At 64.1% G+C, this 21,030-nt stretch carries 17 protein-coding genes; 4 read left to right on the plus strand and 13 right to left on the minus strand.

What is annotated here, in order from left to right; genetic code table 11:
* Positions 1-31: 31 nt before the first annotated feature.
* Positions 32-1,444 (plus strand): aspartate ammonia-lyase, encoded by a 1,413-nt coding sequence (locus JQN66_RS14660; RefSeq protein WP_204675681.1) that lies wholly within the window; start codon positions 32-34, stop codon positions 1,442-1,444.
* A gap of 46 nt (positions 1,445-1,490) precedes the next feature.
* Here JQN66_RS14660 and JQN66_RS14665 read toward each other — a convergent pair whose 3' ends face one another.
* Entirely contained in the window at positions 1,491-1,820 is a 330-nt protein-coding gene (locus tag JQN66_RS14665) for a hypothetical protein (protein ID WP_204675682.1), read from the minus strand.
* 34 nt (positions 1,821-1,854) lie between these two features.
* On the minus strand, positions 1,855-2,121 hold the full coding sequence (locus tag JQN66_RS14670; RefSeq protein ID WP_204675683.1) for a hypothetical protein: 267 nt from the start codon (positions 2,119-2,121) through the stop codon (positions 1,855-1,857).
* 215 nt (positions 2,122-2,336) lie between these two features.
* On the opposite strand from JQN66_RS14670, the gene JQN66_RS14675 reads away from it, so the two are divergent.
* Complete coding sequence (locus JQN66_RS14675) at positions 2,337-4,394, plus strand: S9 family peptidase (protein WP_239464226.1); 2,058 nt, start codon at positions 2,337-2,339, stop codon at positions 4,392-4,394.
* A 175-nt stretch (positions 4,395-4,569) separates the two neighbouring features.
* On the opposite strand, the gene JQN66_RS14680 is transcribed toward JQN66_RS14675, so the two are convergent.
* The 7 genes from JQN66_RS14680 to JQN66_RS14710 form a co-directional block, all read right to left on the minus strand.
* Entirely contained in the window at positions 4,570-5,949 is a 1,380-nt protein-coding gene (locus JQN66_RS14680) for an FAD-binding oxidoreductase (RefSeq protein ID WP_204675685.1), read from the minus strand.
* A gap of 246 nt (positions 5,950-6,195) precedes the next feature.
* A complete protein-coding gene (locus JQN66_RS14685) occupies positions 6,196-8,730 on the minus strand; it encodes a DUF5129 domain-containing protein (protein ID WP_204675686.1) in 2,535 nt (844 codons plus the stop codon).
* On the minus strand, positions 8,727-10,274 hold the full coding sequence (locus JQN66_RS14690) for a hypothetical protein (RefSeq protein WP_204675687.1): 1,548 nt from the start codon (positions 10,272-10,274) through the stop codon (positions 8,727-8,729). Before JQN66_RS14690 ends, JQN66_RS14685 begins: the two co-directional genes overlap by 4 nt.
* 93 nt (positions 10,275-10,367) lie before the next feature.
* Entirely contained in the window at positions 10,368-11,777 is a 1,410-nt protein-coding gene (locus JQN66_RS14695) for a dihydrolipoamide acetyltransferase family protein (RefSeq protein ID WP_204675688.1), read from the minus strand.
* Positions 11,778-11,787: 10 nt separating this feature from the next.
* Positions 11,788-12,762: an alpha-ketoacid dehydrogenase subunit beta gene (locus JQN66_RS14700; RefSeq protein ID WP_204675689.1), complete on the minus strand. Its 975-nt coding sequence runs from the start codon at positions 12,760-12,762 to the stop codon at positions 11,788-11,790.
* A complete protein-coding gene (locus tag JQN66_RS14705; protein ID WP_204675690.1) occupies positions 12,759-13,898 on the minus strand; it encodes a thiamine pyrophosphate-dependent dehydrogenase E1 component subunit alpha in 1,140 nt (379 codons plus the stop codon). The genes JQN66_RS14700 and JQN66_RS14705 overlap by 4 nt, the downstream gene beginning before the upstream one ends.
* A gap of 122 nt (positions 13,899-14,020) precedes the next feature.
* On the minus strand, positions 14,021-15,136 hold the full coding sequence (locus JQN66_RS14710; RefSeq protein ID WP_204675691.1) for a histidinol-phosphate transaminase: 1,116 nt from the start codon (positions 15,134-15,136) through the stop codon (positions 14,021-14,023).
* An 82-nt stretch (positions 15,137-15,218) separates the two neighbouring features.
* Between JQN66_RS14710 and JQN66_RS14715 the strand changes: the two genes are divergently transcribed.
* The gene (locus JQN66_RS14715; protein ID WP_188947221.1) at positions 15,219-15,605 is read left to right on the plus strand and encodes a phage holin family protein; all 387 of its coding nucleotides are present in this window, start codon (positions 15,219-15,221) and stop codon (positions 15,603-15,605) included.
* Positions 15,606-15,630: 25 nt separating this feature from the next.
* Here JQN66_RS14715 and JQN66_RS14720 read toward each other — a convergent pair whose 3' ends face one another.
* Together JQN66_RS14720 and JQN66_RS14725 are read right to left on the minus strand one after the other, a co-directional pair.
* A complete protein-coding gene (locus JQN66_RS14720; RefSeq protein ID WP_204675692.1) occupies positions 15,631-16,908 on the minus strand; it encodes a hypothetical protein in 1,278 nt (425 codons plus the stop codon).
* Between the two features lie 92 nt (positions 16,909-17,000).
* Positions 17,001-17,273, minus strand: coding sequence for a hypothetical protein (locus JQN66_RS14725; protein ID WP_188947219.1), 273 nt, complete (start codon positions 17,271-17,273; stop codon positions 17,001-17,003).
* 159 nt (positions 17,274-17,432) lie between these two features.
* Here JQN66_RS14725 and purB point away from each other — a divergent pair, with 159 nt between their 5' ends.
* A complete protein-coding gene (purB, locus tag JQN66_RS14730; protein ID WP_204675693.1) occupies positions 17,433-18,842 on the plus strand; it encodes an adenylosuccinate lyase in 1,410 nt (469 codons plus the stop codon).
* Positions 18,843-18,928: 86 nt separating this feature from the next.
* Here purB and JQN66_RS14735 read toward each other — a convergent pair whose 3' ends face one another.
* Together JQN66_RS14735 and JQN66_RS14740 are read right to left on the minus strand one after the other, a co-directional pair.
* A complete protein-coding gene (locus JQN66_RS14735) occupies positions 18,929-19,516 on the minus strand; it encodes a cysteine hydrolase family protein (protein ID WP_204675694.1) in 588 nt (195 codons plus the stop codon).
* A 2-nt stretch (positions 19,517-19,518) separates the two neighbouring features.
* Positions 19,519-20,952, minus strand: coding sequence for a purine-cytosine permease family protein (locus JQN66_RS14740; protein ID WP_204675695.1), 1,434 nt, complete (start codon positions 20,950-20,952; stop codon positions 19,519-19,521).
* Positions 20,953-21,030 lie beyond the last annotated feature (78 nt).

Below are 21,030 nucleotides of genomic sequence, written 5' to 3' on the forward strand. Positions count from 1 at the left end.
ACACCCCATCCATTACAGGAGAAATATCCCCATGATCCAGTCTCAGCTCGCCGCCACCCGCGTAGAGCATGATCTGATCGGCGACCTCGACATCCCAGCCGAGGCCTATTGGGGCGTGCACACCCTGCGCGCCAAGCACAACTTCGACATCACCGGGACCCAGCTCTCCGGCAACCCGTACCTGATCCGCGCACTGGCGCGCGTGAAGCAGGCCGCGGCCCGCGCCAACCACGAACTGGGGCTGCTCTCCGCCGAGCGCGCCGCGGCCATCGACGCCGCCTGCGAACGCATCGTGGCCGGGGAGCTGCACGAGCAGTTCATCATCGACCCGATCCAGGGCGGTGCCGGCACCAGCACCAACATGAACGCCAACGAGGTCATCGCCAACCTGGCGCTGGAAATCATGGGCCATGCCAAGGGCGAGTACCAGTACCTGCACCCGAACGACCACGTGAACCTGTCGCAGTCCACCAACGACGCGTACCCGACCGCGGTGAACATCGCCACCCACTTCGCCACCCAGCCGCTGCTGGATGCCATGAAGGTGCTGCAGGATTCCTGCCTGGCCAAGGCCGAGGAATTCCGCACCGTGGTCAAGATGGGCCGCACCCAGCTGCAGGACGCCGTGCCGATGACCGTGGGCCAGGAGTTCGGCGGCTGGGCCGTCACCCTGGGCGAGGACCGGGCACGCCTGGCCGAATCGCTGTCGCTGGTCACCGAGATCAACCTGGGCGCCACCGCGATCGGCACCGGGCTGAACGCCCCGGCCGGTTACGCCGCCTCCGCCTGCCGCCACCTGCGCGAGCTGACCGGCCTGCCGCTGACCACCAGCCCCGACCTGATCGAGGCCACCAGTGACGTGGGCGCGTTCGTGCACCTGTCCGGCGTGCTCAAGCGCGTGGCGCTGAAGATCTCCAAGATCTGCAACGACCTGCGCCTGCTCTCCTCCGGCCCGCGCGCGGGTCTGAACGACCTGCACCTGCCGGCCGTGCAGTCCGGCTCCTCGATCATGCCCGGCAAGGTCAACCCGGTGATCCCGGAGGTCGTGAACCAGATCGCCTACCAGGTGGTGGGCCACGACCTGACCGTGACGATGGCGGCCGAGGGCGGCCAGCTGCAGCTGAATGCCTTCGAACCGGTCATCGCGCATTCGATCGGCCTGTCGCTCAAGCACCTGACCAACGGCTGCCTGACCCTGGCCACCCGCTGCATCGACGGCATCATCGTGGACGAGGACGCGCTGCGCCGCGAGGTGGAGAACTCCATCGGCCTGGTCACCGCGCTGAACCCGCGCCTGGGCTACTCCGCATCCACCGCCATCGCCATGGAGGCGCTGCACACCGGCCGCGGCGTGGCCGAGCTGGTGCTGGAACGCGGCCTGCTGTCCGCCGAAGATTTGAACGAGCTGCTCTCCCCAGAGCGTCTGGCCAACCTCTCCGACTAGCAGGAAACCACAGGCGGCTCGGGAATGTCCCGGGCCGCCAGCGTTGCTAGGCCAATGTCTCGATGGCCAGCCACGAAAAGCTCAGGCCCGTGATGAGGCACATGGCCCAGCTCGTCACCGCCGCCAGCCACCAATTCTGTCGCAGCTCCATGCTCCGGCGTTCCGGGGACTCCTCGTCGAGGCGTCGCAGCTTCCTGTCGGTGAGCCACAGCACCAGCAGGAACATCATGATCATGATGATCCAGACACCGCCCTGGAACGCAGCCCACCACGACCGGGATCCAATGCTCACGAGGTCCAGGACGACGAGGATTCCTTTGCTGATGCGCCACGGGCCGCAGACCACGAACAGCCCGATGCCTCCCAGCAGCACCACTGTGCCCCGGACGCACCTCTCGGCAGTGGAAATCTCAACCTGAGGCTCCGCGGGAAGCATCTTGGAGCCCCAGTCGGGAACCTTCCCCGGCGCGTACCGCCGAGAGTCCCATAAAGTACCGGCGCATCCCGCGCAAGACGAGGGGCCACATCAGAACCGCGGTGATCAGGCTGACGATCCAGGCAAAGGCTTCATTCGCAGGAATACCGATTCCCACCCGATCGCCCAGCACCACCACACCGATCACGGCAGCCAGCGCCAGCGGAACCCCCACGATGAGGCAGGCCGCCAACAGCGCCATTCCCCGCCAGCCGGATTGTGGCCGCATTCGGGTCATGCGGCCCAGGGGGCATGGTCCACGGGCTTGGTTTTCGCCATACGCCCATCCTAGGTTAATTCGACCAAGTGGCGATATCCATGATGGCCGGTTACCGCGGTTGCCTTGGACGTTTCCACCCATTCGGCCTTCGACACGATTCGGCGCAGCTATAGTGCACGGCGACGAATGATGGCATGATGTGTGAAGTGGAACACTCTAAGCATTCATTTCAGGAATTGGACTCCTACGTCGCAATGCCGCGTGTCGGCAGCCTGGCGCTCTCCCCCGACGGGCGCCGATTGGTTACCACGCTGAGCACCTTGAGCGAGGACGCAACCAAATACACCAACGCCCTGTGGGAGGTCGACCCGACGGGCAAGAACCCGGCCCGCCGGCTGACCTACTCGGAGCACGGGGAGTCAAGCCCCGTCTTCACCGCCGACGGCGACCTGCTATTCAGCGCCAAGCGCTCCACCAAGGACGATGCGGTGACCGAAGGCTGGTTGCTGCCGGCCGCCGGCGGCGAGGCCCGTTCGGTCATCACCCATCCGGCAGGGGTCGAGTCCCTGGCCACCTGCGCCAAATCCCCGCACACCGTGCTGGTCCGTTCCTCGGCGCTCAGCAGGGCCACGGACCTTGAGCACGAGGCCAAGCTGCGCGCGGCCCGCAAGGAGAAGAAAGTCTCCGCCATCCTGCACACCGGCTACCCGGTGCGCTATTGGGACCACGATCTGGGCCCGGCCACCCCGCACCTGTATGCCACCAGCCTGCCTACCGGCCAGGAGCACAGCGAGCTGAGCGACCTGACCCCGGGGATCGGCGCAAACCTCGTGGAGGCTTCCTCCGACGTCGCACCCAATGGCGACTTCCTGATCACCGAGTGGATCGTTCCCGAGGGCCGCGGAGACCAAGCCGTCGGCCTGATGCGCATCGACATGCACACCGGCGCCCAGGAAATGCTGCTGCCCCCGGACGAGACCTACGAATATGCCATGGGCAAGATCAGCCCGAACTCGGCGAAGCTCGCCTACGCGCGCTGGCGCCGTTCCACCCCGGAATCCGCCCCGGTCTGCGAGCTGTTCGTCATGCACCTGGCCAGCGGCGAGTCCTACCAGATCGCGGTGGGCTGGGACCGCTGGGCCACCGAGATCGTCTGGGTGCCCAACAGCATGTCATTGCTGCTCGTCGCCGACGAAGACGGGCACGGCCCGGTCTTCCACCTGCGTCTGGAAAACGACCGCATCACCCGGCTTACCGACACCGGCGCCTTCACCAACGTCCTGGTCAGCCCGGATTCCCGCGCCGCCTACGCACTGCGTGCAAGCTACGAGCACCCCGCCGAGCCGGTGTCCCTGGACCTGACACACATCGGAGATCTTGAAGCCGGCGACTACGTCCAGGTCACCGAGCTGCTCTCCCCCGCACCTCGCCCGCAGCTGCCCGGCACCTTGGAAGAGGTCAGCACCGAGGTCGACGGGGCAACAGTCCGCGCCTGGCTGGCGTTGCCTGAGGGCGTCGGCGCGCAGAACCGGGCGCCGCTGCTGCTGTGGATCCACGGCGGACCGCTGAATTCCTGGAATGCGTGGAGCTGGCGCTGGAACCCGTGGCTGCTGGTGGCGCAGGGCTATGCGGTGCTGCTTCCGGATCCAGCCCTGTCCACCGGCTACGGGCAGGACTTCATCCAGCGCGGTTGGGGCAATTGGGGCCAGGCGCCCTACACTGACCTGATGGCGATCACCGACGCGGCCGAGGCCCGCGAGGACATCGACGAAACCCGCACCGCCGCGATGGGCGGGTCCTTCGGCGGCTACATGGCCAACTGGGTGGCAGGGCATACCGACCGCTTCAAGGCGATCGTCACCCACGCGAGCCTCTGGGCGCTGGACGGCTTCGGAAAGACCACCGACGCCTCGTTCTACTGGACCCGCGAGATGAGCCCGGAGATGATCGAGTCGAATTCGCCGCACCATTCGGTGGACAAGATCGTCACCCCGATGCTGGTCATCCACGGCGACAAGGACTACCGGGTGCCGATCGGCGAAGGCTTGCGCCTTTGGTATGAACTGCTGTCTTCCTCGGGTCTGCCGCAGCAGGCGGACGGCACCACCGCCCACCGCTTCTTGTACTTCCCGGACGAGAACCACTGGGTGCTCGCCCCGCAGCACGCGAAGATCTGGTACCAGGTAGTCACCGGATTCCTGGCCGAGAACGTCTTGGGACAGGAGCCCGGCGACCTGCCCGAGTTGCTGGGCTGATTGGCTGCCTGCAGCCCATGGCAGGCCGAGCGAACTAGGTACAGAACCCGGCGGCTGTTGCCTTGCCGCACTGCTTCGGCGGTGCGGCAAGGCACTAAAGCTTCACCGAAGTGGCGGCCGCCAGGTGGTGGTGCGTGGAGAACCGGTGACCGGTCCGCCGAACATCCTGCGCTGCTCAACTCGAGACGTTGATGTTGTGGTTCAGCCGAAGCTCATTGCGTGGATCGTAGCGTCGTTTCAGTGCGGCTAGCCGCGCGTATTTCCCCGGTCCATACACGGCCAGGGCATCGAATCCAGCAGCGGACGGGGCATCAATACTGGAGAAGTTGAAGTACTCGCCTCCGTGGGTCACAGTACGCATATCCCGATAGAAACCGCGGATGAACTCGACATGGTGTGCGTCCTGTGCACGGTCCTTCCAGAACCCATAAATATTGATCCAAAATTCCGACGAGCGGTCGGGAAATGCCGTGGCGTCTTGCGCAGTCCTGGCCATGGCGCCTCCCATGACATGGATATCGAATGCCGTCCCCGGCCACGTAAGTTCCTCGGCTTTGCGCACCAGCATGGAGATGGTGTCCTCATTCAGGGCATCGAATCCGGTGTTCTTCCAATACGCGCGCACCCCCTTCGGGAAGACGTCGTCCATGGATGATTGCCATTCCGGCCACGGGGTCGCGGCGACATCCTGGACATCCGGCGGTGCGAGTTCCGTGAAGCGCTCCATGCACGCCGTTCCGGCTTGGTGATCCGGATCTGCCCAAACGAAGCCCACCGCGAGAATCGTGTCGGTGCCTAGTTCCCACTCCTGGGGTGGAACCAGCACTGTCGCAATGACCGTCATCGCCTCCGGCAGGTTCTCGGCCCAGTCCCGCAGAGCATGCAATGCTCCGGGCCAATGCGGCGCCCGGTAGATCAGGTTTCCGGCGAGCACCGTCTCCGGAAGCGGATGCGCGTTGAAGGTAAAGTCGGTCACGATCCCGAAGTTGCCGCCTCCGCCGCGCAATCCCCACAGCAGTTCGGGATTTTCCTGGGCATCGGCACGGACTTTTTCACCACTCGGCGTATACATCTGCGCGGCAAGGAAGTTGTCGACGGTCAGGCCGTAGGCGCGTGTCAGCCAGCCGAAACCTCCGCCCAAACACAGGCCTGCAATTCCTGTCCGCGAGATCACCCCGACGGGAACGGCCAGTCCATGGGCGCTCGTGGCTTGGTCGAGTTCACCAAGCAGGGTTCCCGGTCCGGTATTCACCTGTCGCAGCGACGGCTCAACCAGGATCTTGTTGCAAGCACGCAGGTCCAGGACGATGCCACGGTCGACGGTGCCGTGCCCCGCCACGTTGTGCCCGCCTCCGCGAACTGCGAGCGGCAGGTGATGGCTGCGCGCGAAGTCGAGCGCGAGCGGAATATCCGTGAGTTCCCCGGCCCTGATAATCAACTCGGGTCGGCGGTCGATCATGGCGTTCCACAGCGAGCGGGCGTCGTCGTACTCATGGTCCGCCTCCGTGACCAGGTTTCCTGCAATGGAAGCACCCAGCGACCTGAGATCGGCCATTGAGATTATTTGATGGTTCATGATGCGCGCTCCTTTGGACAGATCGCATCGGAACTTGGCTGTGGGTCATTCTCCTCCCGGATTTCGGAAGGATCAATGGGCAGCATCGGGCTATTTTTTGTCCCGAGTCCAGGATTTTTCGCCTCGCAAGCCGTAGCAATCGTTGCCGCCGGAAAAGAGGGCTGCGGCATTCGAAAAACCTTCGGCCCTTCCGAACAGGCTGAGCCTCCAGGGGTAGGCTTTCATCTAGCGCCGGCCCGGCAACGGCACCTCGGCAGTCGGGTCTCCGCCCGCTCCGCGGGTTGCTGACACCAGCGCCTGGGCACGGCGAGCGACATCGGCGTCGCGCTCGGACAGCACATCGGCCAAATGCTCCAGGTGCGCGACGCGGGCGCTGAACTCGCGGCGCAGGCGCTCATTCAACGGCGTGGCATCCAGTTCCCGTTCTTCCCGCAGTGCCATGGCCAAGGCACGTTCAAAAAGCCTCTGGCCTGCGTCATCGGCGCGGCCGCTGGCACCAAGAACCGCGACGGCATTGATCTGGGAGTCATCCAGGCCCAGGAGCAGACGCTCCAATTTCTTCTTGGCCGCGCGCAGCGTGGCTGTCCCGCGCCCGAAACGTCCCAGGCTCCCGGTGGCGGTGAGCAGGAACCTGATGGTCAGCACGATGTTCACGACGGTGAAGAAGAACAACAAAGTCAGCAACCAGAACAGACCCCCGAAGCTGATCGAGGTATCTTCTTCGAAGCCGTTGCGTTGAATGCCCTCGGCATAGTCGTCCACCACTCCGGCGATGGTGATATCCGGATGCTTGCTTTCGTAGATGCTCCCGTGTTCCCAGTTCGACGTCCCGCCGAGGGTGTATCGGCCCGTGCTGACTTCGGGGCTGATCAGGCCGGGCGCGATGCTTGTCCCTTCGTCCGTGGAGAACACGGGAATGATGGCCTTGCCGTTCTTCAATTCCTTCGTCACCGGGTCAAGCAGTTCCGGAAATTCCTGCTTGATGCGGTGCAGGGACTTCAGCAAGCTCAGGGGCTCCGCCGAACGGTATGCAGCTCCCGGAGGGTCGGTCCTCAGGTCCAGGTAGGCTTCGGCGTCGCGGACGGCGATCACCATGCTGGTTGGCACCGGGAAGTCGGCGTCCATGTAGCGGATGATTTCGGTATCGGACAGCTCGCCGCTGGGATCGTCGATCTCCAGCTGCGCGCCGCGCCCCGTGCCTTCACGTTCGGAAAACGGGTCGTCAACCAGATTGGCGGCCGTGATGCCGGCCGGAATCATGCCGACCAGAAGCAGGGCCGTGAGCATCACGGCCAGCCGCGGTCCGCTGGGCCGGTAGCTGGACTCCGTGCGCCGCTTTGCCGTCGTCATCCTGTCCGACTCAAGCGTTCCACCCATGATGGATTTCACCAGCGCGTCCAGATAGGCCGCGTTCGCGTAGCCGTCCTTTCCGGTTGATGCGTCCAGCCCCAGCGAGGTTTTCAGTTCCCGGTATTGCTCGGGCGCTCCTGCAGGAGCGGCGACCTTGCCGTGAGGGTATCTGGAGATCTTCTTTTTCTGCTTGACCAGGAGCGCGACCAGCTGCCGCTCGGCCTGCTCCCACTGCTCCACGGCCTGCAGGTTCTTCGAGTCCCCGGCGGCCGCATCCAGCAGCTGGCCAAGGCCCGCACGCAGCTGCTCGATGTCACCGTTGGCGATCATCCGCCCCGGCGCCTGCTCCAATCGGATCAGCAGCCTCGTCATGGCTTCATTGATCGGGGCACTGAGCCGGTCGAGAGTCGTCCCGGTCCCGGTCAGGCGCGCGTGCACGGAGCCTGCGCCCATCAACGCATCGGACAAATTCGTCAGCTTGCGGGCGGAAGCTTCGAATTCGGTGAGCTGCTGCGCGGTTTGCGCCCCGAAGGCGGTTTTGCGCGAATAAACCCGCTCGGTCAGCGAGCTTTCGGTTCGGGCCAAGTCCAGGGACAGCTTCTGCAGCTGGAGCCAGGATTTCCGGAAGCCCTCGGGGCGTTCGGTCTCCGGTGCCGCGTGGTAGGTCGCTTCGAGCGCCTCGAGGTCCAGCACGACGCGGGCCAGCTTGCGCTGCGCAGCGATGAGGCGGCGGTGTTTTGCTTCCCACCGCAGGTTGTAGCGCAGGGCCATCAGCAGGAAAACCGTGGTCGCCGTGGCGGCCAGGGCGATCAGCGAGATCCAGAAAACCGGGTTGGTGTTGGGCGGGTCGTAGAGCACCACGGCCGCGCGCTGGGCGGCGGCGACAACGGATTTCGGGCCGTGGCCCAAACCCAGGTTGTCGCGGAACGCGTTGTCGATCTCGAAACGGATATCCGTTTCGTCATAGGCCTTGCGGTCCCGCCCGTCCACCAGGTCGGCGCGCACCGCGGTGCCGTGGAAGCGCTGCTGGATCTTGTAGTCATCGGATTCCAGATTCTCCAGCTGGGTGCTGAGCAGGATGTCATGGTCGGAAACGATGCCATCCAGCAGTTCATCGCCGGTCAGGTATCGATCAGTGACGGTCAAGGTGAGCGGACGGTGTGCGAGGATCGGGCCGTCGGCCGCGGCATCCACGGTTTCCTGGCTGATGTTCCAATCGTGTCTGCCCTCCACCACGATCTTCACCTCGTGCCGGGGAGCGTCCTGCTGCACGTACGCGATGTAGGTGGACAGCCCCATCCCGGCAATCACGGTTGTGGCCAGGGCCATGAGCACGGCCGGGATCAGCGCCAGCGAGTGCGGACGACGCAGCTTGCGCCCGCTCGAGTCGAAGGCCGCGAACCGGCTCATGCCCTGTCCCCCGGGTCGCCATCCATCCAGCGCTGTACCTCTCGCGAAGCCTGATCCAGGGTGGCCAGGTCGTCAAGCCTCCGCGTGCCGTCCTCTGGGCGGTCGGTGCGGTGGGCAGCAAGCTCGTGGGGCACCTTGATCCGCTTTCTCCCCGCCTGCTCCAGCAGTTGTTCCAGGTCGGAGGTCAGCGCGAGGCGCAGTTCCCAGAGCCGTTCCAGCATGTCGACCGGCGTTGCTCTCCTGGACATCGGCTTTTCCAGCCACTGCTGGGCTTCGTCCAGGGCATCGGTATCGGTCACCAAATGCCCACGCACGCGCGCGGCTGCGTCCAAGGACGCGGTGTCCGCGCGGTCGAGGAACTGCGCGCAATCATCCAGCAGCCGGCGGTGTGCGGAGATGATCGATCCCCACCGCTGGCGGCTGGGATTCGCGGTGCCAAGCAGCCCGTTGAACGCGGTGCATGCCGAAACCAGTTCTTCTTGGCACCGGTTGATCCCTTCCAGCCGTTCAAGTTCCGCGCTGCTGACCGGGGTTGCCGCCGAAACCCGGCGCACCGCTTCCTGCCCGGCCTTCGCGAGCGGTGAGATGGCCCGTTCCAGCAGTTCGGCACGCTGCTGGATGACGCCCCCGGCATCCACGCTGATGGCTGGCAGCTTGCAGGATTCAAGTTCGCGCAGTTGTTGCGGCAGCAGCCGGGCGAGCTGTGCCGCTCGTGCGCTGCGCTCCGTAGTTGCCTGGCGCTGGCGCTTGCGGGCGCCGCGGAGAACAACGTAGGTGGTGAGCAATGTGCCCAGAACACCCAGGACCACAAAAAGCAGAGTCCGCTTGCCGTCTGAACTGGCAGGCAGCAATACGCCCAGGATGTTCTTGGGCGCTTTCAATTCCTCGGTGGTGATGCGCACCGATTCGATAACCGCCTGGGTGTAGTCTTCCTTGTCCATCATCGGCCGCAGCGCGGCAACGCTGTTGGACAGGGCCGCCGAACGGTCCCCGGTCACGTTCCAAGCCTTGTCGATCGCGATCTCCGCGCCGTGGCCATCCTTGTCCGGAAGCATCAGGCCAATGACAATCCAGCCGTCTTGGATATAGCCCTTGGTATCGGTGCTGTCGGGCCAGTCGTCGTGCAGGAGCAGGTACGAGGTGGGACCGAACAAGGTCAGGGCGCGGATGAATTGGGCCGCCCCGCCTTCCATCGTATTGTCGGCCGTATCGACACCCACCACGATTTTGGCATTGGTCTGCCCCATGGTCTCGCGGACCGCGTCCAGGACTTCCTGGTTGTCGATCTGGGCCTGCACCGAGTCGATGACCGCCAGGTGGAAGTCCCCTTCTTCAGCGACCAAGTCGGGGACGCGGATCGTGCCTTTCTCCTTGTCTTCGTCTTGGCCATTCAACGGTGCGTCGCTGGGACCCACCGGGTAGATCGGCTCGTAAATCTGTTCGTCCGCCACCGCGGGCACCGCAAGAAATCCCCCGAGCACCAGTGGAAGAAGCACCAGCAGGGCCGTCGCGGTCCGCCGTGCGGTCGAAAGCAGATAATTCATAATCCAACGATTATATCAACAGCTGCTTTTCTTAACTGTCAAGGCCCCTTTGAATCAGGACGATTCAAAGGGGCCTTGACAGAGGGCCAGGAACTAGTCCAGCAACATGGCAGGTTCCTGCAGGATCGAGGCGACGTCGGCCATGAAGCGGGCCGACAAGTCTCCATCCACCACACGGTGGTCGAAGGAACCGCCCAGCGTGGTGATCCAGCGCGGGACGACCTCGCCGTCCACCACCCACGGCTTCTGGCGGATCGTGCCGAAGGCGACGATCGCGACTTCTCCCGGGTTGATGATCGGGGTGCCGGTATCGATGCCCAACACGCCGATGTTGGTGATCGACAGGGTGCCGCCGCGCATGTCCTCCGGGGAGGTCTTGCCGGCGCGGGCGGTGCTGGCCAGCTCGTTCAGCGCGATCGCCAGTTCCTTCATGTTCAGGTTCTGGGCGTCCTTGATGTTCGGCACCAGCAGGCCGCGCGGGGTGGCGGCCGCGATGCCCAGGTTCATGAAGCGCTTCTGGTGGATCTCGGCGCCGTCGGGGGTTTCCACCCAGCTGGCGTTCACGCTCGGGTTGCGGGCCGCGGCCCAGATGACGGCGCGGGCCAGCACCAGCAGCGGAGAGACCTTGATGCCCTCGAAGTCGCGGGACTTCTTCAGCCGGGCCACGTATTCCATGGTGCGGCTGGCGTCCACGTCAACGAAGATCGAGACGTGCGGGGCGCTAAAGGCCGAGTCCACCATGGCCTTGGCGGTGGCCTTGCGCACGCCGCGCACCGCGGTGCGGTCCACGCGGGCGTCGGCCAGCTGGCCGTGGGCCCAGTAGGTCGGGGCCGCCGCGTGCTCGGCCTCGCGCTGGGCCTGGTAGCTGTTGACGTCCTCGCGGGTGATTTCGCCCTGGGTACCGGTGCCCACCACGTCGTTGATGTCGATGCCCAGTTCCTTGGCCAAGCGGCGCACCGGCGGCTTGGCCAGCACGCGGTCCATGAAGCTGGCCATGGCCGGCTTGGCGCGGTCGACTTCGCGGGTCACCGCATTGCCCAGCGAGGCGGCGCGGCGGGAAATGGTGTCGGCAAGGGCCGAGGCGCGCACTGCCGGGCGGGCGGCCGGCGGAGCGGAGGGGGCCGGGCGGTTGGTGCGCGCACGGCGCACCGAGGAGTCGGCGGTGGGGCCCGAGCCCACCAGCGGGCCGGGTTCCTCGCTGGCCACCGGGGCCGCCGTGGCCAGGGCCTCGGCCGGTTCCGGGGTTCCGGTCGGGGCGGGCTTGTTGCCCTCCTGGTCGATGGTGATCAGCGGGTTGTCCACCAGCACGGTCTCGCCCTCGGCGGCGTGCAGGGCGGTGACCACCCCGGCGAACGGGCTGGGCAGCTCCACCAGGGACTTGGCGGTTTCGATCTCCACGAAGACCTGGTTGACCTCGACGGTGTCGCCCACGGCGACCTTCCACGAGGCGATGTCGGCTTCGGTCAGGCCTTCGCCCACGTCGGGCAGGTTAAAGACGGTCATGTTTCGGCTCCTAGTAGGCGAAGGAACGGTCGAGGGCTTCGAGCAGCTTGTCGATGTCCGGCAGGTACTGCGATTCAACCTTGGAGATCGGGTACGGCATGTGGAATCCTCCCACGCGCAGCACCGGGGCTTCCAATGACAGGAAGGCGCGCTCGGAGATGCGCGCGGCGATCTCCCCACCCAGCCCGCCGAAGGTCGGCGCCTCATGGGTGACGATCAGCCGACCGGTCTTCTGCACCGATTCGGTAATGGTGTCGAAATCGATCGGCGAGAGCGAGCGCAGGTCGATGACCTCGATGGAACGGCCTTCCTCGCGGGCGGCCTCCGCGGCGGCCAGCGCCACGGGAACCAGCGGGCCGTAGGCGACGATGGTGGCGTCCTCGCCGCCGCGCACCACCTGGGCCTTGAAGGCGTCCAGCGCCGGGGTCTCGGTATCCACCTCGCCCTTGAGCCAGTAGCGGCGCTTGGGTTCGAAGTAGATCACCGGGTCCTGGCACTGCGCGGCCTGCTGGATCATCCAGTAGGCGTCGTTCGCGTTGGACGGGGTGATGATGCGCAGGCCAGCGGTGTGCGCGAACAGGGCTTCGGGCGATTCGGAATGGTGCTCGATCGAGCCGATGCCGCCACCGTAGGGGATGCGGATGACCACCGGGACGGTCAAACGGCCCTCGGAACGGGCGTGCATCTTGGCCAGCTGGGTGGTGATCTGGCTGTAGGCGGGGAACACGAAGCCGTCGAACTGGATCTCCACCAGCGGGGAGAAGCCGCGCAGGGCCATGCCCACCGCGCTGCCCACGATGCCGGCCTCGCCCAGCGGCGAGTCGATCACGCGGTGCGCGCCGTACTTCTGCTGCAACCCGTCGGTCACGCGGTACACGCCGCCGAGCTTGCCGATGTCTTCGCCCATCAGCAGCGCCTTGTCGTTGGACTCCAGCACCTTGTCCAGTCCGGAGGTGATGGCCTTGGCCAGTGTCATGGTGCTCATGCGTTGTCTCCCGAATCTGCGAATCCCGCCTCGTACTGCAGGTGCCAGGCCAGTTCTTCCTGGATCAGCGGGTGCGCCTCGGCATACACCTGCTCGAAGGACTTGGCCAGCGGCGGCACCGGGAAGGCCATGGCGTCCTTCCGGACGGTGGCGGCCATCTGGTCTGCGTCCTTGGCCAGCTGCTCGAAGAAGTCGTCGTCCACGATGTTGTTCTCACGCAGGTAGGTTTCCAGGCGGATCAGCGGATCGCGCGGAGCCCAGGCGGCTTCTTCCTCGGTCATGCGGTACTTGGTGGGGTCGTCGGCGGTGGTGTGCGCGCCCAGGCGGTAGGTGTCAGCCTCGATGAACACCGGCCCCTTGCCGCTGCGTGCATGCTCCAGGGCCCAGCGCGTCACGGCCAGCACGGCCAGCACGTCGTTGCCGTCCACGCGGATCCCCGGCATGCCGTAGCCTGCGGCGCGCTCGACCAGCGGCACCTTGGACTGGACCTCGAAAGGCACCGAGATGGCCCACTGGTTGTTCTGGCAGAAGTAGACCACCGGGGCGTTGAAGGAGTTGGCGAAGACCATGGACTCATGGGTCTCGCCCTCGGTGGAGGAGCCGTCGCCGAAGTAGGCAACCACTGCGTTGCCCTCGGCGGCGAGCTTTTCCGCATCCCAGCCGCGCTGCTCCATGGCCAGCGCCATGCCGTAGCCGGCCGCATGCGGCAGCTGGGCCGCGAGCACCATGGTGTACATGTGGAAGTTGTTCTCCCTCGGGTCCCATCCGCCGCCGGAGATGCCGCGGAACAGGCGCAGCATTTCAGAGAAGGAGACGTCGCGGGTCAGCGCGACACCGTGCTCGCGGTAGGTCGGGAAGATGTAGTCGCTGGGGCGGGTGGCCCGGCCCGAACCGATCTGTGCCGCTTCCTGGCCGCGCAGCGGAACCCAGAGGCACAGCTGGCCCTGACGCTGCAGGGCGGTGGCTTCCTGGTCGAACCGGCGAGTCAGCGCCATGTCGCGGTAGAAGCCGCGCAGCATGTCCTCGTCCACATCACCCAGATAGGCGTCATAGATTTCGTGGGGCAGGCGCTGGCCATCGGGGGTCAGGATCTGCACCGGATCCTTCGGCCCGACCTCGGTCGCAGCAGGCGTCATAAATCTTCCTCCGGTCATAAATATGCCCCACACGGAATACATTCCGCATGGGACATATAGCGGCTTGTCTAATTTCCAAGCCTATAGCGTTTGCCTGTAAAAACGCGAGAAAACAGCGCCGCTCAGCTCTGCGCCAAATCGAGGGACTGCGCACAAAGTTCGATGAAGCGGTCGTTTGCTTCCGACTCCGCGATCGAAATGCGCACGCCTTCGCCGGCGAAGCCGCGCACCGACAGCGCCTTGGCTTCGGCCCGTTCCACGAATTGCCCGGTCTTCTCGCCCAATGGCAGCCAGACGAAATTCGCCTGGGTGGCCGGGAACTTCCATCCCTGCTCCACCAGCGCGGCCACCACGCGTTCGCGCTCCGAGACCAGCGAATCCACGCGCTCGTAGACCGCATCGATGTGCTTCAGCGAGGCGATCGCCGCATCCTGGGCCACCGAGGAAACGGCAAACGGGGTGGCGATGACCCGCAGGTTGTTGGTGATTTCCGGATGGGCGACCGAGTAGCCCACGCGCAAGTTCGCCAGGCCATGGGCCTTGGAGAAGGTGCGCAGCAGGACGACGTTCTGATTGGCCTTGTAGGTCTTCACTCCATCCACGGACTGCGGATCACGCACAAATTCGATGTAGGCCTCGTCGAGCACGATCAGCACGTTGCGCGGCACACGGGAAATGAAGTCGTCGACCTCGGCCTGGGTGAGGATCGGGCCGGTCGGGTTGTTCGGAGTGCACAGCAGGATCACCGAGGTGTTCTCGTTGACGGCTTCGATCATGGCCTCCAGGTCATGCCGTCCGTCGTCGAGTACCGGAACCGGCACGGGCAGCGCGCCAGCGGTCTGCACGAGGATCGGATATGCCTCGAAGGAACGCCAAGCGAAAATGACCTCGTCCTGGATTCCGTCCTCGTTCTGTCCGGCGAAGGTGTTCAGGATCTGCACCAGGGCGCCGAGCGAGCCCGCGCCGGTGACGATGTCGTCGGCCGGAACATCCAGGTAGTCCGCCAAGGCCTCGCGCAACGTGGTGCTCAGCGGATCCGGATAGCGGTTCAGCGCATCCTGGTCGAGGACCGCCTGGCGCACCTGCGGCAGCGGGCCGAAGGGAATCTCGTTGGAAGAGAGTTTGAAGGAGCTCAGCCCCTGAATCTGTACCGGCGGTTTTCCGGCGGCGTACTTGGGCAGGCGGGCAACGATCGATCGCGGCTGCACCTGGTCTTGGGGCACAGAATTCTCAGTCATGAATCCCAGCGTAGCCCCCGGATGTGCGGAAAGGTGATTTAGTTTTCATCTACGACCCAGCTTTGTGTGCGAAGGTTTTCTCATGAGTTTCCTGATTCGAGTCATCGTAAATGCGCTGGCACTTGCCGTTGCCGTCTGGATTGTGCCCGGAATCCATATCGACGCCGTTGGAGATGACACCCTGGGGCTGGTGGTCTCCTATCTGGTGGTCGGCCTGATCTTCGGTTTGGTCAATGCGCTGGTCCGCCCGATCGTCAGCCTGCTGTCATTGCCCATCACCTGCCTGACCCTGGGACTGTTCACCATCGTGGTGAATGCGCTGATGCTGGCCCTGACCGGCTGGCTGACCCGGTTCATCCCGGCGGAGCTGATCATCGACCACTTCTGGTGGGACGCGATCATCGGCACCATCATCATCTCCATCGTCTCCGCGGTGCTCGGCCTGTTCGTCAGCAGCGACCGCCGGTAGCGCTCCACTCCCCGCGTCCCGTCGCCTAGTGCGGCGGGGCGATCTGGTGGCCCAGCGGCTTGCGCTGCTTGCCACTGCCGCGCGGCTCTTCGCCGCGCGGTTTCTTTTTCGGCACAGCGTTCCGTTCCAGCGTGAAGCGGCGAAACAGCACCAGACCGGGCGGCAGCATGAATGCCTCCAACTGCTTGCGCACTTCGGGTGCCGGATTCCGTTGCAGTTCCCGCAGGTGGTCTTCGTAATTCTGCAGCGAGTGCGGAGGGCCGAAAACACCGCCGTGGGGAAGCCTGTCCTCGATTTCCCGGCGCGGCCCGTCGAAGGTCACCGTCATCTGCCAGGGCGATGTCCGATTGGGGCGGCCGTCGGTTCCGGGAACCATGTCCTTGGAGTCTTCCACCGACAGGGTTTTCGCATCGGCAGGCGCCTCGATGCCCCCGATCGGAGAGCCCAGGGTCAGTGCGCGGGTCATGTTGAATTTCTTGCGCATCAACTTGTTCTTCAACAGGTTGGCGACGTGGATACCGCCCTGCGAATAGCCGGTCAGGATGACTTCATCACCGGGCCCGGCCCCGGAGAACTCCAGAGCCTGCGCAATCGGCTCCGCAAAGTTGTCCGATTCCCGCCCGAAGCCGTCGACGATGCCCATCGAGTCAAAGGGGTTGGTTCCCCCGAAGCCGTCCTGCGTTCCGGGCATAACCAGAACGTAGGTCTTCGGATCCAGCTGCGCGATCACGAACTTGCCTTGTTCTTCGACCCCGCCGTCGTACAGCAGCCGGTGCAGTTTGGCGTAGTCGTCCAGTGTTCCGCTCACCCGCAGTTGCTCGGGCGGCTGGCTGCCGGCGAGTTCCAACCGGCTGCCCGGGCCCACCGCGTCGATCAAGTTGCCCAGCTGCGTGGTGGTATCGGTAACCAGCTGTTCGGCGCCGGCATCGGGCCGCACGAGGTTCCACGGGTTGGCGAGCATCAGCAGCCGCAGCATGCCTTCCATCTGCCGCGTCGGCGGCCTGTTGCCGTTTTCCGCAGTGTCCCGGAAAAAGTCGAGCGCCAGCTGGATCCAATTGGCGGAGAGCATCATCTTCTCGGTGACGGCTTCGGCCGATTCATAGTTCTCCATCGCCGCACTCACCCGTTCAGCCAGGCGCCTTCCGGCAATGACGGCCTCGGTTGCGTGCGCGTAGCCAAGGCGCAGGTATTCCGCGAGCAGGGCGAGCTGGTAGCCGCGGGCCGCCACGCCGGCAATGCCGCACTGCAGATCGAGGTCGTCCTGGCACTGCGCGGCCTGCTGTGCCGCACGCAGCAGCTCCAATTCCAGTTGCTGCAACCGGGCATAGACCTCGACGCAGATGGCGCGGGAATCCGCGTAATCCACGGCGTTGTAATTGACGTCATATCCCATGCTCAGGATGCCATCCGCTGCTCGTTGATCCGGGCTTCCAGTGCATGGATTTCGTTCGTGGCCACCGCCAGGTAGGCTTCGGCATCCACCAGTACTCCGGCCAACACCTGCAGCCTGCCGCTCAACTCGACGACCTGGGCGGCAAAAGCCCTGCCTGCTTCAGATCTCCAAGTCAACCCGCTGATCTGCGCCAATTGGCCGATGGCGAACCGGGTGGTGTCCTTGGCATCGGAAAGCTGGAAAGCCACCGAATCCAGCGTTGCCTGAAACATCATTGCGCTACTCCCGCGTCATGGGCCGCCCTCTGCACGGCAGGCCCGTGAGCCTTCAGGATGCCGGGGACCGCCGCCGCGGACCGGCGCTGGCCGGCGGATTGTGGATTGAGCCCGGGCGTAAAAGTATGACCCGGTGCCAAGGGATGAAAGAATAAGGGCATGGTTGAGATTGCGCGCACTTCCCTTGCTAATGAATCCCTGGCGTTGACCGCCCTCGACGGACGCTACCGCGCGGCCGTCGCCCCGCTGGTGGACTACCTGTCCGAGGCGGCCTTGAACCGCGATCGCATTCACGTTGAAGTTGAATGGCTGATCCACCTGACCGACAACTCCGTCCTTCCGGGCACCTCCCCGCTCACCGCCGAGCAGAAGGCCGCGCTGCGAAAGATCGTCACCGATTTCAATGCCGATTCCGTGCAGGAACTGGCCGAGATCGAGGCCGTGACCGTCCACGACGTGAAGGCCGTGGAGTACTACATCGCCAACCGCCTCGAAGGCATCGGCATTGCCCAGCTCAAGCCGCTGGTGCACTTCGGCTGCACCTCCGAGGACATCAACAACCTGTCCTACGCGCTGGGCGTCCAGGGCGGCGTGCAGCAGGTCTGGCTGCCGGCGGCCCGCGACCTGGTCGCGCAGCTGACCACGATGGCCGAGGACTCCCGCGAGGTGCCGATGCTGTCGCGCACCCACGGACAGCCAGCCACCCCGACCACCCTGGGCAAGGAACTTGCAGTGCTCGCATGGCGCTTGACCCGCCAGCTGGACCGCATCGAGAAGACCGAGTACCTGGGCAAGATCAACGGCGCCACCGGCACCTACGCCGCCCACTACGCTTCGGTGCCAAGCGCCGACTGGCAGCAGATCTCCCGCGGCTTCGTCGAGCATCTGGGCCTGACCTGGAACCCGCTGACCACCCAGATCGAGTCGCATGACTGGCAGGCCGAGGTCTACGCGGACATCGCCCGCTTCAACCGCATCCTGCACAACCTGTGCACCGACGTGTGGAGCTACATCTCCATCGGCTACTTCGCGCAGATCCCGGTGGCCGGCGCCACCGGCTCCTCGACCATGCCGCACAAGGTCAACCCGATCCGCTTCGAGAACGCCGAAGCGAACCTGGAGATCTCCAACGGCCTGCTGGACACCCTGGGCGCGACCCTGGTCACCAGCCGCTGGCAGCGCGACCTGACCGATTCCTCCTCGCAGCGCAACATCGGTTCGGCCATCGGCCACTCGGTGCTGGCCATCTCCAACGTCGCCAAGGGCCTTGACCGCCTGGACGTTGCCGAGGCAGTGCTGGCCGACGACCTGGACCACAACTGGGAGGTCCTCGCCGAGGCCATCCAGATGGTCATGCGCGCCGAGGCCATCGCCGGCGTCGAGGGCATGGACAACCCGTACGAGCGCCTGAAGGACCTGACCCGCGGCCACCGCGTGGACGCGGCCCGCCTGAAGGAATTCGTCGGCGAGCTGGGCCTGTCGGCCGAGGCCGAGCAGCGCCTGCAGTCGCTGACCCCGGGCACCTACAACGGCATCGCTTCGCAGCTGGTCGACCACCTGAAGAAGTAGCCTGCAAGGCAACCAACAGCGGTCCTGCTCCCAAGATCTTGGGAGCAAGACCGCTGTTCTTCAATCCTTGCCGCGATTGCTGATGGTTATTTCAGACTTGCAGCCTTCGTGTGTTCTGCCTCGCGGAGCACCTCGTCAATCGTCTTCAGCGATACCATCGGGCTGAGTAGCTCAAGAAGCGCCAAAGTTTGGCGATGGGCCTCAGCGGTGGCACCACCGCAGGCATCGGTCACGACTGTGACCCATTTTCCGGCATCGATGGCTCCAAGAACCGTTGACAGCACGCAACAGTCTGTGGCGACGCCAGCAACCACCAGATGGTCCTGGCCTTCGGTCAGGCTCTGCAGTTCAGGCCCCCATTTAGAAAACGTTGGCAATGACACTACGTGATCGTCAGGACTCTTCCGGAGCGTCAGATCCCAGTCTGCTGCGTCCGGTTCGGCGCGGCATTCGTCCCAGCGCTCGTAGTAGTCGGCCCAGACACCCTGCTCGGCAGGATCACGAACGAATCGTGTCCAGACCACGGGCTCGCCCAAACCCGAACGAAGTCGGTCGATGGCTGACTGCACCTGAGGATAGTTGGAAACGTACCATTGGCTCTTCGGCTCTGCGAATATCCGCTGCATGTCGATCACTACCAGCGACATGGCCCGAGGCATTTTTTCGATGCTCATCTCTATTTCACTTTCTCTTCCAAGGCAGCGCGCAGCTCATCGGTGCCAGGTCGATCGGCAATTCGCATTCCAGCTGGCACAGGGAGTCGGTACAGGGCCAAGTAGGCAATTGAGGCGGACAAGGCACCTGCCGCGAATCCCAAGTCGCCGAAGCTGTTTGCCAATTCTGCGAACGGACCAGTCAGCATTGAGGTATTCCAGAAGAGCATCGAGACGCCACAGCCGACGATCCATGCGAAGAAACCCCACTCAATTCTTCGGCCGGTATTGAATAGATCCGCCACGCTTGCCGCACTATCCTTGCGCATGCGTAGGTAGTAGTCCAGCAGCAGCACGGTGCTGAACGGCACCACCAAGTACGCCAGTACCGAAAGGAAGTCGTAGAAGCCGCCGTAGGGATTAGTCTGCATCATCAAGGTCATTCCCAGACTGAGCATTGCCACAATGATGACGCCAACAATGCGGTTGACCGGAACCTTGATGGTCAGCAGCGACAACGACCCTCCGTAGAGGTTCATGGCGCTTACCGGGAGCGTGGAGATCACCACGGTGATCATGGCTACCGGCGCCCAAGATCCAGTCAGTTCGGCCAATGCAGGAATGGCGTCCAGCTCTCCGGCGAAGCTGGAAACCAGCACGCCGATACTTCCCAGCCAGGTCATAGCTATGAAGCTTCCTGCTGCTGTATAGCCAACCACTTTGGCGTGCGAGGTATTACGCGGAAGGTATCGCGAGAAGTCCGACGCAAACGGGGTCCACGTCATCACATACGCGAAGAAGAACCCCGCAAAGGTCACCCAACCACCAACGCTGCCCATGTAGTAGGGAGCACTTGGATCAACTCCAAGACTGAAGTCCGCTTCCTTCAGCGAAAGGACTGAAATCACGATGAACAGTATCGTCAGCACCACCGTGGCGATCTTGTTAACCAGATGCACCAAGTTGTGGCCCCAGATTGCGAAAACAGCTTGCACCGCAAAGATCAGAGAAGCAGCCAGAACAAAGTTCACATCCACCAGCATCTGCAACGCGATTACAGCAAAAACCGTGTTTACGGCCGTCCAACCAATTGCAGACACAATCGTCAACAGAGTGATCGGAAGAAAGTTGCCGAAGAATCCCATCGGGCCACGCCCCTGGACCTGCTGAGGAACACCCAGCTTGGTGCCAATGCCTGCTAGAACACCCATGACCAGAACTCCGAGTAGCGTTCCCACGGCAACTGCGCTCAAGCCTTGGATCACGGACAATCCGAAAAGAGATGAGAAGAATCCCGAAACCATGACTGCGAGCACCATGTTCGCGGCAAACCACAAAGTGAATTGGCTACGTGGATGCCCGTGGCGTTCCGAATCCGGAATCTGCTCCGTGGCGTAGGGTTCGGCCTTTGTCAGCGACGTGCCGTAGGTTGGCGCCTCTTCATCGTGGTGTGACATTGTGCTTCCGTTCTCGAGTGTGCTGTTCGGTGTCAGGCCCCATGCCTCCACCTCGGCCAGAGGCGCTAAAAACCTTTG

The organism is Glutamicibacter protophormiae (assembly GCF_016894325.1).
Classification (GTDB): Bacteria; Actinomycetota; Actinomycetes; order Actinomycetales; family Micrococcaceae; genus Glutamicibacter; species Glutamicibacter protophormiae.